The sequence below is a fragment of the Rhizobium sp. 2MFCol3.1 genome (genome assembly GCF_000377565.1).
GTDB lineage: Bacteria > Pseudomonadota > Alphaproteobacteria > Rhizobiales > Rhizobiaceae > Rhizobium.
On the sequence record NZ_KB898354.1, the window covers coordinates 28,354 to 51,560 of the forward strand.

Consider the following 23,207-nt stretch of genomic DNA (forward strand, 5'->3'; position numbering starts at 1 on the left):
TGCACGACCAGAGCCATGTGGCTTGTGGATGACGGGCGCGGGCGGCGCGGGCTTTCGCGGTCTTATGGACCCGACCCGCGCCACGGGGCAAGGCTGGTGTTGCGTCGTTTCCGCGACATGTTAGAATCCCCCCTAATATTCAGAGAGTTGGCTCTATTTCCGCCACCCCCGCGGGCAAGGACCGGCAATGAAGACTGCGAGTGCGCCGATGGCAAGCTACGGTGTCGAACCAGGGATACGCTTCGCGCTGCTCCTTGATGGGCGAGGCGGCTGCAGGCAGATCGACATGGATGATGTCTGCGCCTGGAAGCCGGGCGATGGCGTGATCTGGCTGCACCTGGAGCGCGATCATCCGGCGGCCGCCGAATGGGTGAACGCCAAGGGCGGTTTCGATAGCTTCGTGGCGGAAGCGCTGCTGGAGGAGGAGACGCGGCCGCGTGTGGAGCCTGTTGATGACGGGCTTCTGATCATCCTGCGCGGCGTTTGCGCCACCGCGCCGGATGAGGCCGAGGAGCCGCATTCGGGGCTTGATCTCGTGCCTCTGCATCTGTGGGTCGATGGCAACCGCGTCGTTTCGCTTCGAGATAGCGGGCATTACATCACCGCGCTTCGCGATATCAGGGCGGCGCTGGAGAAGGGCAAGGGGCCGCAGCGCAGCGGCGATCTCCTGGCGCTGATCGGCGAGAAGCTGGTGCGCGATCTCGAGCCGGTTCTCGACGGAATGGACGAGGAGGTCGACGAGCTCGACGAGATGATCTTTCACGGCGAGGCGAGCGAAGTACGCGAGCGGCTGAAGCTCTTGCGCCGCCGTTCCGTGCAGCTGCGCCGCTATCTGGCGCCGCAGCGCGACGCGCTGAACCGCATCGAGCACGACGACGCGCCATGGCTGCTCGAGCGCGACAAGCTCAGGTTACGCGAAGTGATCGACAAGCTGATGCGCTTCATCGAATATCTCGACGCCATCCGCGACCGCACTGGCATTCTGCACGACGACTTGTCGACCGTGATCAGCGAGCGCATCGCCCGCAATTCCAACCGGTTGGCGGCTCTTGCAGCGCTGCTTTTGCCGCCCAGCGTGGTGGCCGGGCTGTTCGGGATGAATGTCGGCGGGATACCCGGGGTCAACGACACGTGGGCGTTCATCGTCATCGTCGGCTTCGTGACGATCACGTCGATTGCGACGCTGTGGGCGCTCAGGCGGATCGGCTGGCTTTAGCTAAGAGTGGTAGCCGGATATCAAACAAGCGTGATTTAGGATCGGCTTCATTGACAATGCAATTTCAGGGGAAATATCACTTCCTCTACCGCTGCAGGGTGTGGCTCAGTCAATCCGTGTCCCCGCCACCTGTTGCCTTCAACCAAGGCTGAAGATCAGCATGATCGATACGCGTTTTTCCACGGCGATGCAGATCGTTGTCAGCGTTGCCGTCAACGACGAGGCCGACGTGCGCTCGACGAGCCAATCGCTTGCGGTGGGGCTCGACACGAATGCGAGCTTCGTGCGCAAGCTGCTGCCGCCGCTGACGGAGAGCGGCATTCTCGTTTCGGCAGCGGGGAGCAAGGGCGGGATCAGGCTGGCGCGGCCGAGCAAGGAAATCCTGCTCAGCGAGATTTATGCTGCGGTGACGGGAAGCAGGAAGCTCTGGGCGACGCGCCACGAAATCCCGCATGCGGGTCTGGTGGGCGAGAATATCGGCGATCTCTCCGAATATCTCTGCGACCGGGCGGAGCAGGCGGTTGTCGATATGCTGGGAGCGGTGACAGTCGAGGATAGCGTCGCGGAGCTGCGTCGCCTCGATGTCGAGCGGCACAAGCTTGATGCCGCCGATACACCTGTGGCCGATCGGCGTGACGCCGCGGAATAATCCATTCAACCAATAGCAAAAGGTGGCTCAGCAGGGAAACCGAACCACCTTCCGTAAACTGATCGGAGGTCAATCTGATCAGAAACACCTGATTCGGGCGCCATTCCTCGCTCACGCCGGATCAGAGGATCCGGCGTGATTGAAGAGTGGCGCCCGAAGTTTATTAGAATGCGCGCTGCAGGCGGAAGAAGCCCTTGGTTACGCTGTCTGCGTTGTCAGCGTCCGTGTAGTCCACGGTTGCCTTGGCGTAGAGGTTGTCAACGATCTGGTAATCGACCGTGAGGCCGGCCTTCCAAGCGTCGTTGTTCTTGTTGAAGTCGCCAGCGACGATGCCGTAGTTACCGTAGTACTGGAATGCCGGGGTGATCTTCAGCTTGTCGGTTGCCTTGATGGCGTACTCGACAGCAACTGCCCACTCAGACTTGTTGTAGTAGGAGTTCGGGCCAGACGAGTAAACGCCAGCGAGGCCGAGCGTGCCAGGACCGATTGCAACGGTACCCATGGCGCGAACTGCACCTTCTTCGTTGTCGGTGTCGTAACCGCCAGTGATCTGGTACGTGAAGGCACCAGCCTTACCACCGATAGCCGCGGCAACGCCGAAGTTGTTGGCGGTTTCGCCCGGCTTGTAGTAGCCGTCTTCCAGTTCGTCGATTGCGATACCAGCGTAGAAGTCGCTGGTTTCGTACTGGTAACGAATGGAGTTGCGCAGGGTAACGGAGGAGCCGATGTCGTCGGTTTCGCCGGAGAGACCATCGTCCCACCAACCATAGAACAGACCAGCGCGCAGGCCAGCGATGTCGATGTAAGCGGAGTCGAGCGTCGTGGTCGTCGAAGAGTTGTCGCCGTTGTTACGGAGAACGATAACGCCGGTCAGCGGGCCGTACTCGGTGTCGCTCTTGGCGGTGAACTGAACCTGGGCGCGCGTACGAGCGTTCCAGTCCGAGGTACCCTTCTGGTTCGGGCCGCCGTAGACTTCAAAACGGAGGTAACCGCCGACCTTGAGGCAGGTTTCCGTGCCTGGGATGTAGAAGTAGCCGGTGCCGTAAGCGTCGCAAACGCGAACGTATTCTACAGCTTCCGGTTCAGCAGCGACGATAGCGTCTGCAGCCTGGGCGCCCGAGACGGCGGCGAGAGCCGCTGCCGAGCTGATGAGCATCATACGAATAGTCATAGTTGAGTCCAATCTATTTAGGATTGGGCACAGGTCATTGCTGCCGAAAACGGCTTCTACCTACCCCAATTTCAAAACAAGCCCTCACGGGGACGTGATGTCTCCGTGACCGGCAAATTACATTTCGGCTTAAATGTATCAATTACAGATACAGTCATAATTCGTTATATTTGCGATGCAAAAAGACGGTGTTGCAGAAAGGCAACTTTCGCGACGATGAACACGGTTCATCAGCAGCCCGATCCTGATAATCAAGCTATCTCAATACTATATGGCGAAATGCTTATGCACGCTTATCGTGCTGCAATGCAATATTATTGCCGAATTACGGTTGTCCTTCGGTCATGATGCAGCACTCACGCCAGCGAATCGCTCGCCAATCAGGTGACGGGTCAGTTGGTCTTTAAGGTCGAAATGAAGACGGCCGTCCGGCGTCGTCAGGCGCTCCAGCAGCTTGCGAACGCCTTCGCTAAACAGGAAGCTCGACTGGTGCGCATCGGCACTCGCTAAAGTAGTTTTTCCGAGAATGCTGATGCCGTTATGGGCGACGATTTCGTCTACCTTGGTCATCGCGCAATTGCCACCGGCGGCTGCCTCAAGATCGATGATAACGGTGCCCGCCGTCAGGAGCGATAGCGATGCGTCGTCGATCAAAACAGGTGCGCGCCCGGTCGAGCCGCCGACACTGGAGACGATCAGCTGCATTTCCCGAAGTTGGCCGGCAAGCTGCTTGCGGCTGGCGGCGACGAGAATGTCTGATGTCACAGCGCTTGCGCGTTCCAGTGCCGAATCGATCGCCACGAATTTCGCGCCCAATGCCTCGGCCCGTTTGCGATCGTTGTCGGTGACACTGAAGAGATAGGTCTGGGCGCCGAGACGCCTGGCGGTGGCGATCGCCTGAAGGGCGGCGGCGCCCGTGCCCAGTGCCGCCATCTTGACCGGGCGTGCAAGGGCGCCATCCATGACAAGCATCGGGTGGCCGACACCGAGTTGGCGGGCGCCTTCGAGAACCGCTGCATGGCCGCAGATGGTCGCCTGTCGTGTCGCCACATCCATGCTGCCGGCATCGGCCGCGCCTTCAAGGCGCGCGAGATCGAGCATGAGGCCGCGGCCTGCCGGCTCGTCGGCGTCGAGCGGGGAGCCGAGGAAGATCAGGGTTGGGGATCCGGCGAAGCTGCGCGCGTCCAGCGGCTTGCGGATGCCGATGAAAAGATTGCACTCGCGCGCAATGGTCTCACGGCTCGCCGGTCGCGCACCGGCGGCGACATAGGCTTCATCCTCGTAGCCAGCCGCAGCGCCGCAGCCGTGCTCGAAGCGGATCGAAAAGCGCGCTGAGAGGTGGTCGACATCCTCGGGCGTCAACGCCACGCGCCGCTCACCGGGCACAGTTTCCCGGAGCAGTCCAGCGTGGACGGAAGCGAGGTTTGGCATTCAGAACTCTGTTGGTGAAAAACCGAAGGGCGCGCGCGGTCGCTATAGGGCGCTGACCTCATGGTTTTATGACAGTTTTGTAATTTTTCACCGATGATCGCGATATATTCGCGATGCGTGCAACTTCAGGTAAAATTCCGGTTGAGACATGTTCCAGAAGTTTGCAAGAATGAGCCCGACAGGGGGCAGCATTGCGAGGATATGCGGTTTTGCGCTGCCGCATTTGGATGTAATGATCCTTGCGAAGCGCTTGGCTGCTGGAGGCATTCGTGAATTTCTATTCGGTCTATGATCAGGGATTTGTCCGCGTGGCGGCTTGCACGCCGATCTGCGAGGTCGGCGATCCTGATTTCAATTCGAAGGCGACGCTGGATATGGCGCGGCAGGGCCATCAGCAGGGCGTCGGCCTGATGGTGTTTCCAGAGCTCGGCATATCGGGCTACTCGATCGATGACCTTCTTGGACAGGACGCGCTTCTGAAGGCAGTGGACACTGCGATCGCCGAGATCGTCGCCGCCAGCGCGGCACTGACCCCGGTTCTGCTGATCGGCGCGCCGTTGCAGCACGAGGGCCGGCTTTATAACTGCGCCGTCGCCATTCACGCTGGCCGCATCCTCGGGGTCGTGCCGAAAACGCATCTGCCCAATTATCGCGAATTCTACGAGAAGCGCTGGTTTGCCTCCGGGCGGACGGTGCGGGGCCAGACGATCCGGGTCGCCGGCGAGAGCGTGCCGTTCGGTACCGACATGATCTTCGCAGCTGAGGATCGGCCCGATTTTACGTTCCATATCGAGATCTGCGAGGATCTCTGGGCGCCCGCCGCGCCGAGCGATTTCGGCGCGCTCGGCGGCGCGCTCATCCTCACCAACCTGTCGGCCAGCAACATCACCGTCGGCAAGGCGGAAACCCGCAAGCTGCTCTGCGCTTCGCAATCGTCGCGCAGCCTGTCGGCCTACATCTATTCGGCCGCGGGGCCGGGGGAATCGACGACGGATCTGGCGTGGGATGGACAGGCCTGCATCTACGAGCTTGGCTCGATGCTATCAGAGACCGAGCGTTTCCCGATGACGTCGCAGATGTGCGTTGCCGATATCGATGTCGAGCGGCTGCGGCTGGAGCGCTTGCGCACCGGAACCTTCAACGATGCCGCGACGCTCAATCTGACGCCGGATCGCGCGTTTCGGCGCATCGGCTTCCAGTTCCAGGCGCCGCAGGGCGATATCGGGCTGGAGCGTGATGTCGCGCGCTTCCCGTTCGTGCCAGCCGATGAAAGCCGGCTGGATCAGGATTGCTACGAGACCTTCAACATTCAGGTGCAGGGCTTGATGAAGCGTCTGCGCTCGACGGGGATCAAGCGGCTTTGCCTGGGGATTTCGGGCGGGCTTGATTCGACGCATGCGCTTCTGGTGGCGGCGCGGGCATACGACAAGCTCGGCTGGCCGCGCTCCGATATCTTATGCTTCACCATGCCGGGCTTTGCCACCGGTGATGAAACGAAGTCGAATGCCTGGGCGCTGATGCGCAGCATCGGGGTGACGGCGGAAGAGATCGACATCAAGCCGCTGGCGCTGCAGCTGCTACGCGACCTCAAGCATCCGTTCTCCGGCGGACAGCCGGTCTATGACGTGACCTTCGAGAACGTGCAGGCCGGCCTGCGCACCGACTTCCTGTTCCGCGCGGCCAACCAGCGCAACGCGCTGGTGCTGGGAACGGGCGACCTGTCGGAAATCGGTCTGGGGTGGTCGACCTATGGGGTCGGCGACCAGATGAGCCATTATAATGTCAACGCCTCGGTGCCGAAGACGCTGATCCAGCACCTCATCCGCTGGGTGATCCGCACCGGCGATTTCGACGCCGACGCGAAGGCGACGCTGGAGCGCATTCTGGGCACGCTGATCTCGCCCGAGCTGGTGCCGGCCGACGAGAACGGGGTGATGCAGAGCACGGAAGACAAGATCGGTCCCTACGATCTGCACGACTTCGCGCTGTTTTACACAACCCGGTTCGGGCTGCGTCCCTCGAAGGTGGCTTTCCTCGCTTATTCCGCCTGGAAGGATGTCGACGCCGGTGTCTGGCCGCCGCATTTCCCCGAGGACAAGCGCCGCGCCTTCGATCTCCCCGTCATCAAGAAGTGGATGGAAACGTTTCTCTTCCGCTTCTTCACGATCAGCCAGTTCAAGCGCTCGGCCTCGCCGAACGGGCCGAAGGTCACGTCGGGCGGCTCGCTTTCGCCGCGCGGAGACTGGCGCGCGCCGTCGGATGGCAATGCGCGGATCTGGATCAAGGAGCTGAAGGCCAACGTTCCTGACGTCGCGAACTGAGGGAGTTGGCGGCGGCATCCTTGCCGAAGCGTGCCGATGGCACACATAAGAGAGCATAGCTTACGGAGGTAGATGCTCGTGGAGTGTGATGGTCCTGACGAACCGTTGCGTTACGAGATCCGGCGCGAGCCCTCGGGGCGGTGGACGGTCGTGGATTCGATGACCGCGCTGCCGGCGGCAAGCAATGGGCGCGACCTGATCGGGCTTTCCAGGGAGGACGCGCGCGATATCGCCGACGAGCTCAACCGGAGCATCGCGCAGGGTCGTGATCCGTTGATCTGACCACCGGCGCAGAACCCGCTGGAGATAGGGCATGGCGGATCATGACGATCGCCTGAACGACCACCGCGATCACGGATCGGCGGATAAGGCCGCTGACAAGCCCGGTCGTTTGGATGACAGGGAAGAGCGGATGCTCAGCGAAGGCCGCAGGCTTTCGGTATGGGCGCTGATCGGTGCGGGCGCCTTCGTGATCGCGATGATTGCGCTCGCTTTTGCCGTTTTCAAGAGCGATGGCCCCAATCCAGGTGCCGCGACGTCGCCGCCAGCCGTAGATAGGCCGTCTTCCGAGGGGCCGTAGGGCAACACTTCGCCATATATACTCTATAAACGATGTCATTTGTTGTCTCTTCGCGGATTCAGCGCTATTGCCTGCCGGATAGGAGATCACGTGAGGAGCGTAAGGTAGTCGGAATGCTGACGAAAAAAGGAAAGTACGGCCTGAAGGCATTGGTTGATCTCGCACGGCTCGCACCGGGCGAAACCGCGTTCATCAACGATGTGGCGGCACGCAACAATATTCCGAAGAAGTTCCTCGACACCATCCTCCTCGAACTGCGCAATGTCGGCATCCTTCGCTCGAAGAAGGGGCCTGGCGGTGGCTATTCGCTGTCGCGGCCGGCGTCCGAAATCCGCATCGGCCATGTGATCCGTACGCTGGACGGTCCGCTGGCACCCATCCGCTGCGCGAGCCGCACCGCGTTCGAAGCCTGCGACGACTGTTCCGATCCCGAGACCTGTCAGGTGCGCCGGTCGATGACCGATGTGCGCGACGCGATTGCCGATATTCTCGACAACATGACGCTCGAGCAGTTCGTCGCATCCGGCAACAACAAATGGACCGGGAGCGACGAGACGGTGCCGATGTCGGTCGCCTGAGCGACGGCGTTTCGTATCTACACCAGCATCTCCGATGATTTCGGCCGTGAGAGACCTGTCCCATGACCGGGCTGTCGATTCATAGGATACTCACTATATGGTGAGGGGATGGTCTTCGCGGGGTGGCTGCGCGAAGATAGCGCGTGTTTTTTAAGAAATAAGAGTGTTACTGACATTCCATTGCCCGCGTGGGCGCTGTCTTGGGTCGTGTTTGCCGCTGCCTGATGAAAGGCGCAGCCTCCGCGACCCATGACATTATGCAGCATGAGGTACCATATGCCGTCGAACCCTCGCACACGGCTCCAGCTCGATCCCGGCGATATGCCGATCTACGCGATTGGGGACATTCACGGCAGGCTCGATCTCTTGCGACAGGCCGAGCAGGCGATTTTCGACGATGCATCGCGTCTGCCGGGGCGCAAGCTCATCATCACGCTCGGTGACTATATCGATCGCGGGCCGGCTTCGGCGCAGGTGATTTCGTACCTGATGCAGCCGGTGCCGGAGGATTTCGATCGCATCAGCCTGACGGGCAATCATGAAATGATGATGCTCGACTATATCGACGGCAAGATGTCGTACGACAGCTGGATGATGACCGGTGCGGATGCGCTGCTGCATTCCTACGGTATCGATCCCAACCAGATGCCGGGGCTATTCCGCACCGCTTCGAAGCGCGATGCCTTTATCCGCGATTCTCTGCCGAAGGCGCATATCGACTTCCTGCGCTCGCTGCCGATCATGATCGATACGCCGGCGGTGCTGTTCGTGCATGCCGGCATCGATCCGGCGCGGTCGATCGACAATCAGCAGGATGACGATCTGGTCTTCATCCGCCATCGCTTCTTCGAAAGCGATCTGCCGCTGCCGAAGCTCGTCGTGCACGGACACACGCCGGTTGATCAGCCCGACGTGCAGGAGATGCGGCTCAACCTCGACACCGGCGCCTACCGCAGCGACAGGTTGACTGTCGCGCGGTTATGGCAGGGCGAGGTGCGCCTGTTCTCGACGTAATCAGGCATCCGCTTCCGCGGTTTCCCGCATCTTCGGCGTCTCTTCGGTGTAGTAGCTCGTGTATTTGTGGCGGTAACGCTCGGTGCCGCCGAAGTTGGTGAACTTGCCGAGTTCGGCCATGTCGGTCTTGTTGAGGATCACACCGAGGATCTTCGACTTGATCTGCGGCTCGGCGTTCAGGACATCGCGCACCAGGTTGGTCGGCGTCGCACCCCATTCGGTCACGAACAGGAAGCCGTCGACCTGCGGCGCGAAGGCCTTGGCGTCGATGACGGGGCCGAGCGGCGCAAGGTCAACGACGATGTAGTCGAACATCTTGCGGGCGGCTTCCATCAGGTTGAACATGCCCTGCGAGGCCAGCAGTTCGCTGGTGTGCATCAGGTTGTCGTTCGAAATGACGGGCAGGATTGCGAGCTTGGTGGTCGGGTCGACCTTAACGGCGCCGGCCCACGGGATTTCACCCAGAACGGCTTCGACAAGGCCATGCTGCGGCGGCGTCTTCAACATGCGGGTGAGGCCCGGATTGCGAAGGTCGGCGTCGATAAGGAGCGTGCGCTTGCCGCTTGAGGCGAGCAGTGCCGCGAAGTTGGCGGCCGTCGTCGACTTGCCTTCGCCCGGCATCGCCGAGACGACGCCGATGACGCGGTCGGAGCGGCCCTGGAACATGACGTCGCTGGCGAGCTTGGCGTTGCGCAGCGTCTCGGCGAAGACCGAGCGCGGCGCTTCGAGAACGACACGCATGATACGCTCGAAGGTCGCGCCGTCGTCACCAACGGGATCTCCGGGCTCTGAGGCGAGCTGGCTCGGGTTTCGGAAGATCTTGCGTTCGCGCGGCGGCTTGCCGACCAGCGGCAGGTAGCCGAGGAACTTCAGGCCGAGAATGGTGCGGACATCGCCCTCGACGCGGAAGAAGCGTTCGCGGAATTCCTGGAACACGACCAGGCCGCCGCCGGCCATCAGGCCGAGAACGATGGCGAGACCAAGCGTCATTGTCCGCTTCGGGCTGGACGGCGAGACCGGGATGCCGGCTTCGGAGATCACGCGGGCCTTGGCGATCGGGAAGGACTGCTGCTGCGAGGCCTCTTCATACTTGCCGAGGTAGGATTCGTAGAGCGTCTTCAGTGCAGATGCGCGCTGTTCGAGATCGTTCAGCTGAACGATGGACTTGTCGGCTTCCGAGTTCTTGCCGGTGAGGTGATCGATGTTCTGGCGAAGCGATGCTTCACGCGAGCGGGCAACCTCGAATTCGTTGCGGGCGTTCGAGGCCAGCTGCTGCAGTTCCTGGAAGATCTGGCGGGTCAAATCTTCCTTTTCAGAGCGGAGTGCGACCGCCTGCGGATGATCGGCGCCGAAATTCGTCGTGACTTCCTGCTCACGCTTGCTGACATTGATGTAGCGCGTGCGCAGATCCTGGATGACGGAGTTGTTGGCCTGGCCGGACGAGATCGCCGCGTTGTTGACCGCGCCCTCGGGGCCGAGATCGATGATCTGCTTGAACTGGTTGTAGCGGGCCGAGGTGCTGGCCGCGTCCGACTGGGCGACGATCAGCTGCTTGGTGAGATCGGCCAGCTGCTGTTCGGACATGAGCTCGCCATTGGCCGATGTCAGGCCGTTCTTCGCCTTGAAATTCGCGGCCTCAAGCGCTGCCTGCTGCGAACGTTCGCGCAGGTCGGTCAGGCGCTGCTGCAGCCAGACGGAGGCGCTTTCGGTGGCGTCGAAGTTCGCGTTCAGCTGGTCGCTCAGATAAGCGGTGGCGTAGGCCTTGGTGATGCGGGCGGCGAGCAGCTTGTCGGTCGAGCGGAACGAGACAGCGAGAACCGCGCTTCGGTTGACGCGCGAGACGGCGACGGCTTCCTGAATGAGGGCGGCTGCCTTCTGGCGGCGGCCGGCGCGGGCGTCGTCTTCGGAAACCGGAGGACGGCCGGGAAGGACGGCGCTGGCGAGCAGCTTGACGCCCGACTTGATCAGGCCAACAGGGGAGGCGGGCGGATCGAGGATCGTGGCGTTGTCCTGCAGGTTCTCGGCATCGACGACGCGCAGAGCGAGCTGATTGGACTTCAGGATTTCGACCGCGCTGGCGATCTGCATGTCGACCTGCTGGGAGTTTGCCACCGGCGTGGCGTCCTGCGCGTACTTGGTCATGCTGTCATCGAGCAGGATTTGCGTCATCGACGTATATTGCGACGTGGAGAACAAAAGATAGATCACCGCCAGCGTCACTGTCACCCCGACGCAGAGCGCGATCGAGCCGACGCGGCGCATCAGGATCGCGATAAGGCGATCGATGTCGATGAAGGAATCGGAGTCGTCGGGCGCTTTTGGCAGAGAGCTGTGCAAGGTGAGGTTCCGTTGGTTCATGGCTCTATCCTTTGCGGGAACGGGTCGTGCCATCGATGGCTGTGAGGTCGGCCTGCGGGCCAATCAGTTTGCGGAGCGACGCGATAACGCGGTTGGCCCGTGCTGCGATGGGCATGCTGAGATGCCCGACAGCGGATGGGGTGCCCCAGGCTGTCCTGATCGTTCCGAGGATCGACCGGTCTTTGATATTCTGGACGAGAACGAGGAAGGCTCTTCCCCGAAGCAGGCTTTTTGCCCGGAAATCCTGGGCGGCGGCTGCTTCCGCATCCAGCGTGTGATTGCGAAGGAAGGTCTTATCTCCTTCGATCATGGCGTCGATGTGGTGAAGCGAAAGAACGCGGGAGATCGATCCTTCGCGTATATTGTAGTCGTAACCGGTAAGCGGTTCGAAAACGCAGCGCCCGCCGAGCGCCATGGCGCTGGCGAGATAGAGATAGTCCTCGCCGATCTTCAGGCTCTCGTCGAAGCGAAGGGCATGGCTTTCGATGAAGGCGCGCTGAAAGATCGGCTTGAGATAACCGAAATTATGAGTTGTTTGAAAAAGGGCGTTGGAGCGAATGAAGGCGGAAAGGGTGAGCGTCGGCATTTGCGCCAGCGCATCCTCGGCGAACATGGTTTCGGCCGGCGTGCCGTCGGTCCTGATGACACGCAGGTTATCGACGGCGATTTCGGCGCCGGCCTTTTCGGCGCGTGATATCATCCGGCGCAGCCGGTCGGGGTCGACCGTGTCGTCGGAATCGAGCACCGCCAGCCAGCGTCCGGTGGCGGCCGAGATCGCGGCGTTGCGCGCGGCGGACGGGCCGCCGTTGCGAGCGAGCGCGATCAGGCGGACGTTGCGGTCGGCATAGCTTTCGGCGATCGCCCTGGTTTCATCGGCCGAACAATCGTCGGCGACGATCACCTCGACCGTGACGCCGCGCTGGGCAAGCGCGCTGTCGATCGCCTTTCCGAGCGTCGCCGCCGCATTGTACGCGGCGATGATAAAGCTGACGTCGGGCATGTCTTGCTTCATGCGGCCTCCGCCGTTCCGTACTGGCGGATTTCGCGCACGCCGAGCAGGCCGCTGACGACGCCGGAATGCATGATGCCGCGAAGGGCGTAGCGGTAGCGCGGCACGGCCGAGAAGACGCAGGCGAGGGCGGCGGCGTAGCAGAAGCCGGCCTTTGCCGCGGCGAGCACGATCTGCTTCGGCCGGTTGAGGCCTGTGCCGGCTTCCTGCAGCAGCCGCCCATGGGTCTGACCGAAGCGGAAGCGGCGCTTGGCGAGCCAGGAGAGCTCAGCGCGGTTTTCGGTCACGGGCTCGTAGACATAGGCCTTCTCGGCAAAGGCGATCTTGCCGCCGGCTTCATGCATGTGGCTGAAGAATTCCGTGTCTTCACCGCCCGTATGGCCGAGCGCCAGATTGAAGCGGCGGCCGGCAAGGCTCTGCGAGGAGAGGCGCAGAAGCACGTTGCAGGTATAGCCAGTGCGGATTTCGCCGTTGACCCATACGGGAAGCGTCGAATGGAAGTCGCCGACCCGCATCCAGCGCGGTGCTGTGTCCGCGTAGACGCTGCGGACGGGGCCGAGAACGGCGTCCGCCTTGGTGGCGCGGGCGGTCGAGAGGAGCTCGACCAGCCAATCCTCGCTGGCATCTTCGTCGTCGTCGATGAAAGCCAGGAAGTCGCCGGTAGCGTTGTCGAGGCAGGCGTTGCGGGCGATCGAGATGTTCGATGCCGGGCAATGCACATAGGCGATTTCGTGGGCGATGCGCGGACGAAGCGCCTCGACGCGCTCCCTGGCGCTCGGCGTCTTGTCGTTATCGGCGACGATGATGCGCAGGCGCGAGCCGGGAGGGACCTCGAGGACGGCCAGCGACAGCAGCGCTTCGTCTAGCGATGCGCGGCGATAGGTGCAGATGCCGATGTCGATCTGCAATTGTCTCGTCTGCTGTTTCTTTGTCTGCTCGGGGGGCTGGTTCACGACGCCACCTTTCTGCCGCGGAAGCTGAGGAGTTCCATCCAGAAGCCGGCCGACCAGGCGAAGTGCATGACCATGGCCGACACGGCAGCCAGCGGGCCGTAGGGGTTGCGCTGGCCGATCGCCATCCAGAAGCCGTAGCCGACGCAGGCGACTGCCCACAGGCTGAACGGTATGACGGCGGCCCAGTTCACCACGGCGAGGAATGCGCCGATGAAGACGGGAACGACCAGGAGCGGCAGCATCTGGCGAACATTCGGCATGCTGCCATGCTTCAGGATGTTCTTGGCGCGACCGCGGCCATAGCCGAGATACTGCCGGAACAGCGTGGCGACGCTGGAGCGCGGGTAATAGACCATGCGGGTCTTGTCGGTCATCCAGATGCCGAAGCCGGCCTTTTTCAGGCGGTAGTCGAGCTCGGCGTCTTCATTGTGGCTGAAGGTCTCGTCGTAGCCGCCGACGGCCTCGAAGGCGGCGATGCGCATCAGAGCGTGGTGGCCGTGGTTGGTCCAATGACCCTTGGCGCCCTCGCGATGCTTCGAGCCGCCATTGCCGAGCTTGGAGTTCTGGGCAAAAGCGGTGGCCTTCTGGAACATGCCGAAGCCGACCGTTTCCATCGATACGACCACGGAATCGGCCTGGGTGGCGACAGCTTCCTCGACGAGGCGGCGGCAATAATCGTCCGGATAATCGCCATGGGCATCGATGCGGATGAGATAATCGTAGTCGCGGCCGAAGGTGGCGACCGCCAGATTGGTGGCGGCGCTCTGCAGGCGGCGGGGATTGTCAAGCAGCACGATGCGTGGATCAGACATGCTGATGCGCGCGACGATCTCGCGCGTTGCATCCTTGCTGCCGCCGTCGGCGACGACGATCTTGGCGTTCATGTGATCGATTTCGCGGCTCAGTTTGGCGAGCAGCGGCTCGATGTGCTTTTCTTCGTTCAAGCAGGGGATGATTATGAGACTGGAGACGCTGGAACTGGCATCAGGCTGCATGGTTGTCCACCCTTCTGGAGATACGGTTTTCGGTGCGGATGCACTGCTGTCGCCCCTCTCGACGGCAGCAGGCACAAGGCGGGAAAGGCTGGCGACGAGCGCTTCGCAGTCGCTGCGGTCGGCGAGCCAGATTTTCTGATCAGTCAAGGCGATGGCGTCGCTCAGCGCATGGTAGCGCTCGCCGGTCATGGTTTCGAACAGCGTGCGCAGCGCTGCCGGGCTTGCATCCGGAAGGGCAAGGCCGATTGATTTTTCACGCAGGAAGCGCGCGGTCTGCGTGCCTTCGAGCGCGATCGGAACGGTGCCGTAGAGGCAGCCTTCGTAGAGTCGGTTCGGCAGAAGCCAGCTGGAATTCAGGCCTTCCTCGAAGAAATCGATCGCCCAGGAGAAGTGGACGTCGTCATAGATCGCCCTCAAATCCTCGGGGTTCTTGTACGGGCCTTCGAAGCGGAGATAGGGCTCGCTGGCGACGAAGCCGTCGAAATCCTCGAATTCGGAATAGGCGGGGCGGCCGCGCAGCACGATCTCAACGCGGCCTTCCATCAGGCGCGAGAACTCGGCGAGCATGGTCAGCGATTTCTTGCAGCGCAGCGCGCCGAACCAGCCGATTTTCCACGGCTGGCCGGGCTGCTTCAGCGGGCGGGCGATGGTCGGCTGGACCGTCTGGTCGATCGATATGACCTTGTTTTCGACGAGCAGCGTTTCGGCCTTGATGCCGGAGCGCGGCGCGAAGTGATGTTCGATGAAGGCGGGCGAGCTCGTCATGATCAGCTGCGCGTTGCGGCCGAAACGGGCTTCGGCGCCGCGCATGATCTTTCCGACCATGTCGTTGCGCGAGAGCAGCCGGTGAATGTCGAGGCATTCGTAGACGACGGGCACATCGCCGCCGAACATCGCATTGGCGCGATCGGCGACAGCAAGCGCCTCGAGGTTGCGGCCGATGATGACATCGGGCCTCTCGACCGTCTTCAGCAGGTTCTTCAGTCCGCTCACGGCCTTTACGACAGCGCCGATGCGCTGCGCGAATTTGGCGTCGGCGGTGCGGCCAAGCTCGATCGGCGTGATGCCGTGCACTTCGGCGAGGCGGTTTTCGCCGCGGCGGAAGCCGGCCAGCGTTACCTCCGCGCCGCCCTCGCGCAGCATCAGCACCCGCCGCCGGACGGCGGGATCCGCCAGATCATGCACGAGATACAAGACTTTGAGCATGGCACTCCTTGTCATTTGTGCGCCTTCGGCGCCGATCAGTTCAGCGTGCATGCGATCGATTCAGGGAACTGGCACTTGTCGCCGGGGGCCGTGTAGGCGAAGCGCTCAACCTCCAGCGATGTCGGCTTGGTGTAGGCGAACTTGCCCATCCAGTCCTTCAGCGTGTCGGTGCCCCAGAGGCTGAAGAAGATCTTCTGCTGGCTATCCGGGATCTTGGAGGGATCGGTGACATCCTGGACGAGCTTGCCGTTCAGATAATAGCGCAGCCGGCCGGGCTCCCAGACGAAGGCGTAGTCGTTGAAGCCGTCATCGGCATTGGCGCCGATCGGAACCAGCTTCTCGTTGCCGCCCTTGGCCTTGATGTACTGGTTGACCTGCACCTGGCCGGAATTCTTGCCGAGGACCTCGAAGTCGATCTCGTCGTGCGGCTGCTTGTCGGCCGGGCCGATATAGGTGAAGAAGGCGGAGTTCAGGCCGGAACCGGTGCCCGCCTTCATGCGCGCCTCGTAGGTGCCGTAGCCGAAGCGCTTCTTGGTCTGGATCTCGCCGCAGAGGTAGCTGCGGTCCTTCGACTGACCCTCGGCGAAGGAGAGCTGCAGCGCGCCACCTTCGACCTTCACCTGGTTTTTCGACCATGTGCAGTTCTGATGCGGGCCGTTGTTCCAGCCGTCGGAGATGTACCAGACGCTGCGGTCGAGCTTATCGAAGTTCTCGACGAAAGAGGGGGCACTCGGTTGCTGGGCTGCCTGCTGGGCGAAAGCCGGGGAGGCGCCGATGAGGAGCGTGCCGATGATGCCGAGTGTGGGGCAAAGTTTTCGCGCATGGGCGATTTTGGTCGTCATGTGTCACCTTTGCTGTGTAGCGAGTTTGGAAGGAGCCGCGCCCGCGGAAACCGGCTTGTCATACGGCTTCTTGGCCCGTGCGCCGGTCATGACGGCGTAGAGGCGAGGGGCGATCTTGCGGCAGAGGTTGTTCGAGAAGGCCAGGAACGGGAACAGGACCGCCAGCGACAGCAGGAAGAAGGCCGGGTAGAAGCTGACGCCGGCTTTACCCCAGACGATCCACATGAAGATCAGCAGCGGATAGTGGCCACAGAAGATCCAGAAACTCAGGCTGCCGGTTTTCGACAGGCGCTGGCCGATCGATGTCTCGATCAGCGGCGCCGACAGGAGCCAGAAGCCGAGCGCGCCGAAGATGGCGAGCGTGTTGCGCAGGAACTGGACCCAATCCGGCAGGCTCGGTCCGGTCATGTAGATGACGGTGGCAAGCGCTGCGCAACTGGCGAGCAGGAGGACTGCGCCAAGCGTGGCGAAGCGGTCGAGCGCCTTCAGGTCGATCTTGTTCAGGCCGATATAGATGCCGAGGCTGAACGAGAAGAGGATCGAGCGCTTCAAGACGACATAGAGCGACGCCTCCGGCACCACGGCGACCACGAGCAGCACCGACAGCGTGAGCAGCGGCGCATGGCGGATCAGCCATGCCAGCAGCGGCGACAGCAGGATGCAGACAAAGAGGTCGCGCAGGAAATAGAGCGGCACGTTGACCGGGAAGTCTTCGACCGCAAACAGCTGGGTCATCAACTCGCGCGCCGAGGCCTGCCACGGGTTCGGCACGTATCCGTCGCCGAGGCCGACGCCGAGCGCCACCAGGATCGCCAGGAAGAACAGCCCGTTCCACAACAGGAATGGCAGCAGCACGGTCTTGGATTTCGTGCGCACCGTTTTCAGGTAGCTGAAATTCTCCAAGCCGCCACGGAACAGGAGATAGCCGGAAATCGCACTCAGGCAGGGCACGCCCACCCTGAACAGCGCTTCCGCCAGGAATACTCTCAGCCAATCGAAGGCGCCGTAGGTCCCGACGAAGGGACTGGTCTGGTCGCTGAATGGTATGTGTACGAAGACGATGCCCGAAATGAGCACAATCCGCATCAGGTTGATCCGTGAGGACACGTTGGTATCAACATTCACGTTGTCAGTCACCCCTTTTGGGTCGCAGCTCCCCTTTGCAACCGTTTCAATCAGAGCAGACTTCAGCCCGCAGCGAGGGAAGTTAGGGCGAATTCACGGAAGAAAATATGGCACTGCAGCAAAAGTGATCGATCACGCCGTTTCGTAACGGATACTACTTGCCGTAACAGATCGCGGAAAATACGCGGCTGAAGTGTTCTCGCTCCGGCCAGAAGCCAGTGTCAGCAGTGCATTCAAGAAAATGATTATATTCACTGGCTTAGGCGCAAAAGACGTGGTGCGGCGCACGAAAGTTTTTATCAAATGAGAGGAAATGTTACAGTAGCCGTCCGCAAGTGGTTCATCATTTATGGTCGGAATGGGGCGGTTTGATCCACAATGGAGCGTTTCCGGATCGAGGGGGCGTCAGCGCTCTTCCTGCCGCCTTTGACAAATTTCGGCCGAAATGCCCCTGATGCTTGTGCGGTGCAGCAGCTGGCCTAGATGGCACGGCTAAATGTGCCGACCGAAGCACCAATTCGAACCTCTCAGGGAGAGAGTATGGCGACTTTCACGATCATTATTCCGTTCTATCAGCGGGATGACGGCATCCTCAGACGGGCGCTTGCGTCGGCGTTTGCGCAGAGTTTTCAAGACTTCGATATCATCGTCGTCGACGATCAGTCGCCCTATGCGCCGGCAAGCGAGCTGGCGCCGCTGACCGCCGAAGAGCGGGCGCGAATCACCGTCGTCAGCCAGCCGAACGCCGGGCCGGGCGGCGCGCGCAATACCGGGCTCGATCATGTTCCCGCCGATACGCGCTATGTCGCGTTTCTCGATTCGGACGACATCTGGACCCCGGATCATCTGAAAAACGCGTTCACGGCCATGGATACGCTCGGCGGCGATTGCTATTGGGCGTCGATCGAGGGCGGGGCGGAGTTCGACTATCACTTCGGGATCGCGGCGCTTGCGAAGATCGACGGCGCCCAGCGGCTGATGGAGACGCCCCACATCCTCTCGGTTCCCGATATTGCGGGGGTGATGATCAACGACTGGGCGTTCCTGCACATGTCATGCATGGTGATCGGCCGTCCGCTGATCGAGACGGTGCGTTTCGACGCGGCGCTGCGGCTGGCGGCGGAAGACGTTTTGTTCTTCTGCGACTGCATGCTGGCGGCCAAGCAGGTTCTGCTCTGCGCGGATGCGGGCGCGCTGCGCGGCGAGGGGATCAACATCTTCCACGGCGTCGACAATACGTCGCCGGAGTATCTGAAGCAGCAGTTCATCACCTGGATGGCGCTCGATCGGCTGGAAAGCCGCTTCGCCTCGCGGCCGCGCGAGATCGCGACCATTCGGTCCTACAAGAGCCGGGCGCGCAAGCAGGCGCTGTGGGGGCAGGTGGGGCAGCTCAAACGCCGCCGCCGCCCCGATTTCGGCTTGCTCGCCCGCTGGCTGGTGCAGGATCCAAGGCTGATCCAGAGCGCATTCCAGCTCGCCGCCGGCAAGCTCTCGAAGTAACTGGTCCTTGCTCTATCGCATGTCGGTGCCGCAAAACCGCGGCACACTTTTGCGCGACATGCTTTATTCCGCCGGCGCGTCGAGCAGATAGCGAAGGCGGTCGCCGCTTGAGGTGACCGCTACACCATCCGGGTTGCGCCAGCGCTCCGTCTTGTCGGCGAGGATGCCGCCGGCGATTGCCGGGAAGGCGGAGGGATGCGTCGCGACATAGGCGATCGCGGCGCCGGCGCCCTTCTGGTTCTTGATATCGAGGAAGTGGCGCAGCTCGTATTTGGCGCGAATGTGCTGTTCGTGCCGGCGCACGGCGTCCGCCGCCATCGGCTTCAGCTTGAAATCCTTCAGAAGCGAACGGTCCGCCTCGTAAAGGCGGCGCAGGTCTTCCGTGCGGTGGCTGCCGCTCAGCGAGTTGCCGCGCACGACGGCGCCGTAACCGCAGCTGTGGATCACCTTGTAGCGGGCGCCGAGCGCCAGCGCGCGGATGTAGAGATCGTAATCCTCGCCGAGACGCATGTCCTCGCGGTAGCGGAGCTGATGCTTGTCGAGAAAGCTTCGGCGCATGACGGGCTTCAGGAAGCCGATCTCGCCGCGGCGCACGCCGCGCTTGGATATGTTGCCGTCCACGAAGGTCGTCAGGTCGAGATAGAGAGGGTTCTCGGCGAAGCGATCGAGCTTCTGCGGCGCCTGGGCGACCGTGTCGGCATCGACGAAGGCGATGTTGTCGGCCACGAACTCCCAATCATTGTCCGAGAGCATGCGGGAGAAGCGGCCGGCGAAGAAGAAATCGTCGGCGTCGAGAATGGCGATCAGCGGCGCTGTGGAGATATCGATGGCATGATTGCGCGCGGCCGACGGGCCCTTGTTCTTCTCGAACCTGACGATCTGGAGCCTGCCGGTGGCGTCGTTGCCGCGTTCGGCGGCCTCCGCTGTGGAATCGCTCGAGCCGTCGTCGACGACCACGACTTCGGCGACCTCAGGCTCGAGAAGTGCTGATCTGACGGCGATTTCGATCGTATCGGCCGCGTTCTTGGCGGCGATGATGACGCATATGCTAGCTGTTTCAGCCACGCTCTACCTCCGTTGTTTCGTCCAAGACCTAGGACGTTGCAGCGCAGCAGACAACAAAGAGCGCTTCACATGATGTTACGAAGGGTGGGGGCGTGAGCGGCGAACGGGCAGTCAGGGCTGCCCTCGGCGCTTAGCGATTGAACGGCTCGGAGCTGTTGAAAGGCGGTACGTGCAGCTTTTCAGCTTCCTCGGCGCGGCCGGGCGCGCGCTTGGCGCCGTTGCGCTCCTTGCTTTCCTTCCAGACGAGGTAGAGCACGCCGCCGAAATAGCCTGCCTGCATCAGGATCGCGCAGATCACGGTCTTGATGATGGTGCCGGATAGAGAGCCGCTCAGCCAATAGGTCGCGACGGCGAACACTGCGAGTGCGCCCAACATGCTGACAAAAACGCGAGGTGCATACATTTGTTGCCTCCCCAGATGGTGCCCTTCAATGAACAGCCATTGAATACGCGGCCACACCAGGACCCTTTTGTAGATTCTTTTTACAGGACTTCGTCATATAACTAAAGCGGTGAAGACGTCGTTTGCGCCTGTATTCAGTAACTACAAGCGTCATCTTAAAGGTTTGTTCCGGGTATTGGTAAAAATGCCACTTACCGGCATGGCCACCCGGCAATCGGAAAACGTCGTTAAAGTTGGGTTTCGATCCGATGGTTGCATCCAATTTGACAATGCACGTTCTTGTTTATGCCACAATCGATACCCGCTGAGGTGTAGTGGCCGCGTTTCGCATTCAACTTTTATTACAAAGTTTTAATTTCAAACGATTTGTGAGTGCGGCGCAAAACTGATGCTGCGATGCAATAAAACGGCTCCGTTCAAGTTTAAAAAAAGGTCCGTTGGAGAAGTGATGGCCGTAACCAAGAACTTTCGACCGGGGCCGGTCACCCCTGTAAACTTCGTTCAGGGTGTATTGGCAAGAAGTCACAGGACATTTTATTTCGGTCTGCAAATATAGTTTTGATCGCTTTGGTGGAATCTAAATATGTTTCAGCGACCTCTGAAATACAAAAAGTTGAACAAATGTTTCCAAAACCGTTCGATAACGAGCGGTTTTAAAAACGTGGCTTAAAAAAACAAAATCCCCTCATACACTCCCAACTCGTCAGCGCTAGCTAAGCGTCCTGAGCCTTAACCGACCAAACGGCAAACATAAGTGGAGTTACCTCTATGAAGTCTGCGACGAGATCGGACAGTTCGCCATTTTATGGCGCAGTTCACGAAAACGCGTTCCCGCCCACAGGCGGCTTCGCAAAACGGGCATTCGATGTGTCCGCCGCCTGCCTCGGGCTTCTGTTTCTGAGCCCAATCTTTTTGATGGTGATGCTGCTTGTGAAGCTCACGGACAAGGGTCCGGCCTTCTATGGCCATCGCCGCATCGGCCACAATGGCCAGGAATTCCGTTGCCTGAAGTTTCGGACAATGGTCACCAATGGCGACAAGGTTTTGCAGGAATACCTGCGCAACAACCCTTCCGCCATGGATGAGTGGCGCGCCACGCGCAAACTGCAGAACGACCCTCGGGTAACTGCCGTTGGCGCCGTGCTGCGCAAGCTGAGCCTTGATGAGCTTCCCCAGCTCTTCAATATCATTCGCGGTGAGATGAGTGTCGTCGGTCCGCGTCCCGTCGTTCAAGACGAACTTGAAATGTACGAGCACGCCGCCGTCTTCTATCTGCAGTCCCGCCCAGGCCTTACCGGTCTCTGGCAGGTCAGCGGACGCAACGACGTCTCCTATGCCGCTCGCGTCGCTTTCGACACCCACTATGTCGAAAACTGGTCGATGGCCCGGGACGTTGCGATCATCGCAAAGACCATTCCCGCCGTCTGCGCTCAGCGCGGAAGCTACTAACGGCATCCTTACGCCCGACGAGCACGTCTTATGGCTCGCCGTCGGGACGAAACACGGGGAAAAGTATGAACGAACGTCTATTTGGCAGTCAGGCTGGGCGATCCCGTGCCCTTCGATCCGGTGTTGCAGTCGCTGCCGGGTTGAGTGCATTCCTGCTGTCCTCATTCATTGCCAGCGCGGACGACTACCGCCTTGGAACCATGGATAAAGTGAAGATTCGAGTTGCCGAATGGCAGACGGCGGATGGGACGATCCGCGACTGGTCTGTCGTCAGCGGCGACTACACGGTTGGCCCATCCGGCAGCATCTCGCTGCCATTCGTCGGCGATCTCGCTGCTTCCGGGCAGACGACCGACGCCATCGCCAAGCAGATCGGCATGGCCCTTCAGAAGCAGTTCGCCCTGAAGGACCGGCCGTCGGCATCCGTCGAATTGTCGGAATTCCGCCCTGTCTATCTCTCCGGAGACGTGGAGAAGCCAGGTGAGTTTCCGTTCGCGCCGAACCTCACCGTCGCCAAGGCCGTCAGCCTTGCCGGCGGCCTTCGCCGGGCCGATTCCGGCCAGCGGTTCGCGCGCGATTTCATCAACGCCAAGGGCGACGCCGTCGTCTACATGGCGGACCGGGCGCGGCTTCTGGTGAAGCAGGCTCGTCTTCAGGCCGAAATCGACAACAAGGATAGTTTCGAGATTCCGGCCGAACTGAAGGACAAGCCGGAGGCCAGAGCGCTCGTCGACAGCGAGAACGCGCTCATGACCTCGCGCAAGAAGCGGCTGACGCTGCAGCTTCAGGCACTCGATGACTTGAGGGCTCTGCTGCAGAGCGAAGTCGAGACGCTTGCCAAGAAGACGCAGACGCAGACCCGCCAGCTGGAACTGGCCACGGCCGATCGCGACAAGGTCGACGATCTCGCCGAGAAGGGGCTGGTGCTCAGCGCCCGCAAGATGACGGCCGAGCAACGCGCGGCCGATCTCGAGGCGATGCTTCTCGACATCGACACGAACTCGCTCAAGGCCAAGCAGGATATCAGCAAGGCCAACCAGGACGAGATCACGCTTCGCAACGACTGGGACGCACAGCTTGCCCAGGAAAAGCAAAGTGCCGACGCGCAGCTCGACCAGCTTAACCTGAAGCTCACGACGAGCAACTCGCTGATGGCCGAGGCGCTGACCCAATCCACGGACGCGGCCCGCTTCGACACGTCGACGGGTGCCGCCAGCATTGCCTACTCCGTCATTCGTGACGTGGACGGCAAGCCGAAGGAAATCCCGGTGCAGGAAAGCACCGCGTTGCAGCCCGGCGATCTGATCAAGGTCACCGCCGGACTGGCCATGAGGTAACGAGG

General features: G+C 61.2%; 20 protein-coding genes. 10 read left to right on the forward strand and 10 right to left on the reverse strand.

Annotation, left to right across the window (positions count from 1 at the left end; genetic code table 11):
- Positions 1-187: 187 nt before the first annotated feature.
- Positions 188-1,216 carry a CorA family divalent cation transporter gene (locus tag D460_RS0102960; protein ID WP_026282729.1) on the forward strand — a complete coding sequence of 343 codons (1,029 nt, stop codon included), beginning with the start codon at positions 188-190 and terminating at the stop codon, positions 1,214-1,216.
- Between the two features lie 160 nt (positions 1,217-1,376).
- Positions 1,377-1,865, forward strand: a complete 489-nt coding sequence (locus tag D460_RS0102965; protein ID WP_018897013.1) for an Rrf2 family transcriptional regulator — start codon at positions 1,377-1,379, stop codon at positions 1,863-1,865.
- Positions 1,866-2,028: 163 nt separating this feature from the next.
- Here the strand turns inward: D460_RS0102965 and D460_RS0102970 are convergent, their stop codons facing one another.
- A complete protein-coding gene (locus D460_RS0102970; protein WP_026282730.1) occupies positions 2,029-3,036 on the reverse strand; it encodes a porin in 1,008 nt (335 codons plus the stop codon).
- Positions 3,037-3,378: 342 nt separating this feature from the next.
- On the reverse strand, positions 3,379-4,467 hold the full coding sequence (locus tag D460_RS0102975; RefSeq protein ID WP_026282731.1) for a hypothetical protein: 1,089 nt from the start codon (positions 4,465-4,467) through the stop codon (positions 3,379-3,381).
- A 269-nt stretch (positions 4,468-4,736) separates the two neighbouring features.
- Between D460_RS0102975 and D460_RS0102980 the strand changes: the two genes are divergently transcribed.
- The 5 genes from D460_RS0102980 (at position 4,737) to D460_RS0103000 (ending at position 8,960) form a co-directional block, all read left to right on the forward strand.
- Positions 4,737-6,788: an NAD(+) synthase gene (locus tag D460_RS0102980; protein ID WP_026282732.1), complete on the forward strand. Its 2,052-nt coding sequence runs from the start codon at positions 4,737-4,739 to the stop codon at positions 6,786-6,788.
- Positions 6,789-6,893: 105 nt separating this feature from the next.
- Entirely contained in the window at positions 6,894-7,070 is a 177-nt protein-coding gene (locus D460_RS0102985; RefSeq protein WP_018897017.1) for a hypothetical protein, read from the forward strand.
- A gap of 31 nt (positions 7,071-7,101) precedes the next feature.
- Positions 7,102-7,368 (forward strand): hypothetical protein, encoded by a 267-nt coding sequence (locus D460_RS0102990; protein ID WP_018897018.1) that lies wholly within the window; start codon positions 7,102-7,104, stop codon positions 7,366-7,368.
- 113 nt (positions 7,369-7,481) lie between these two features.
- Positions 7,482-7,946, forward strand: coding sequence for an Rrf2 family transcriptional regulator (locus D460_RS0102995; protein ID WP_018897019.1), 465 nt, complete (start codon positions 7,482-7,484; stop codon positions 7,944-7,946).
- Between the two features lie 276 nt (positions 7,947-8,222).
- Positions 8,223-8,960 carry a metallophosphoesterase gene (locus D460_RS0103000; RefSeq protein ID WP_018897020.1) on the forward strand — a complete coding sequence of 246 codons (738 nt, stop codon included), beginning with the start codon at positions 8,223-8,225 and terminating at the stop codon, positions 8,958-8,960.
- Here the strand turns inward: D460_RS0103000 and D460_RS0103005 are convergent, their stop codons facing one another.
- The 6 genes from D460_RS0103005 to D460_RS0103030 form a co-directional block, all read right to left on the reverse strand.
- Positions 8,961-11,318, reverse strand: a complete 2,358-nt coding sequence (locus D460_RS0103005; protein ID WP_018897021.1) for a polysaccharide biosynthesis tyrosine autokinase — start codon at positions 11,316-11,318, stop codon at positions 8,961-8,963. It lies immediately after the preceding gene.
- Between the two features lie 4 nt (positions 11,319-11,322).
- Entirely contained in the window at positions 11,323-12,330 is a 1,008-nt protein-coding gene (locus D460_RS0103010) for a glycosyltransferase family 2 protein (RefSeq protein ID WP_018897022.1), read from the reverse strand.
- A complete protein-coding gene (locus D460_RS0103015; protein ID WP_051110762.1) occupies positions 12,327-13,280 on the reverse strand; it encodes a glycosyltransferase family 2 protein in 954 nt (317 codons plus the stop codon). Before D460_RS0103015 ends, D460_RS0103010 begins: the two co-directional genes overlap by 4 nt.
- Complete coding sequence (locus D460_RS36320; protein WP_026282735.1) at positions 13,277-14,275, reverse strand: glycosyltransferase family 2 protein; 999 nt, start codon at positions 14,273-14,275, stop codon at positions 13,277-13,279. The genes D460_RS0103015 and D460_RS36320 overlap by 4 nt, the downstream gene beginning before the upstream one ends.
- A gap of 1,241 nt (positions 14,276-15,516) precedes the next feature.
- Entirely contained in the window at positions 15,517-16,323 is an 807-nt protein-coding gene (locus D460_RS0103025) for a glycoside hydrolase family 16 protein (protein WP_018897025.1), read from the reverse strand.
- A gap of 3 nt (positions 16,324-16,326) precedes the next feature.
- Positions 16,327-17,409 carry an acyltransferase gene (locus D460_RS0103030; RefSeq protein WP_245267708.1) on the reverse strand — a complete coding sequence of 361 codons (1,083 nt, stop codon included), beginning with the start codon at positions 17,407-17,409 and terminating at the stop codon, positions 16,327-16,329.
- A gap of 579 nt (positions 17,410-17,988) precedes the next feature.
- Here D460_RS0103030 and D460_RS0103035 point away from each other — a divergent pair.
- Positions 17,989-18,948 (forward strand): glycosyltransferase, encoded by a 960-nt coding sequence (locus tag D460_RS0103035; RefSeq protein ID WP_018897027.1) that lies wholly within the window; start codon positions 17,989-17,991, stop codon positions 18,946-18,948.
- A gap of 63 nt (positions 18,949-19,011) precedes the next feature.
- Here D460_RS0103035 and D460_RS0103040 read toward each other — a convergent pair whose 3' ends face one another.
- Both D460_RS0103040 and D460_RS0103045 read right to left on the reverse strand, forming a co-directional pair.
- On the reverse strand, positions 19,012-20,013 hold the full coding sequence (locus tag D460_RS0103040) for a glycosyltransferase family 2 protein (protein WP_018897028.1): 1,002 nt from the start codon (positions 20,011-20,013) through the stop codon (positions 19,012-19,014).
- Between the two features lie 130 nt (positions 20,014-20,143).
- Positions 20,144-20,416, reverse strand: a complete 273-nt coding sequence (locus tag D460_RS0103045; RefSeq protein WP_018897029.1) for an exopolysaccharide production repressor protein — start codon at positions 20,414-20,416, stop codon at positions 20,144-20,146.
- Positions 20,417-21,184: 768 nt separating this feature from the next.
- On the opposite strand from D460_RS0103045, the gene D460_RS0103050 reads away from it, so the two are divergent.
- Together D460_RS0103050 and D460_RS0103055 are read left to right on the forward strand one after the other, a co-directional pair.
- The gene (locus tag D460_RS0103050) at positions 21,185-21,865 is read left to right on the forward strand and encodes a sugar transferase (RefSeq protein WP_018897030.1); all 681 of its coding nucleotides are present in this window, start codon (positions 21,185-21,187) and stop codon (positions 21,863-21,865) included.
- A 65-nt stretch (positions 21,866-21,930) separates the two neighbouring features.
- The gene (locus tag D460_RS0103055) at positions 21,931-23,202 is read left to right on the forward strand and encodes a polysaccharide biosynthesis/export family protein (RefSeq protein ID WP_026282737.1); all 1,272 of its coding nucleotides are present in this window, start codon (positions 21,931-21,933) and stop codon (positions 23,200-23,202) included.
- The last annotated feature ends 5 nt before the right edge of the window (positions 23,203-23,207 follow it).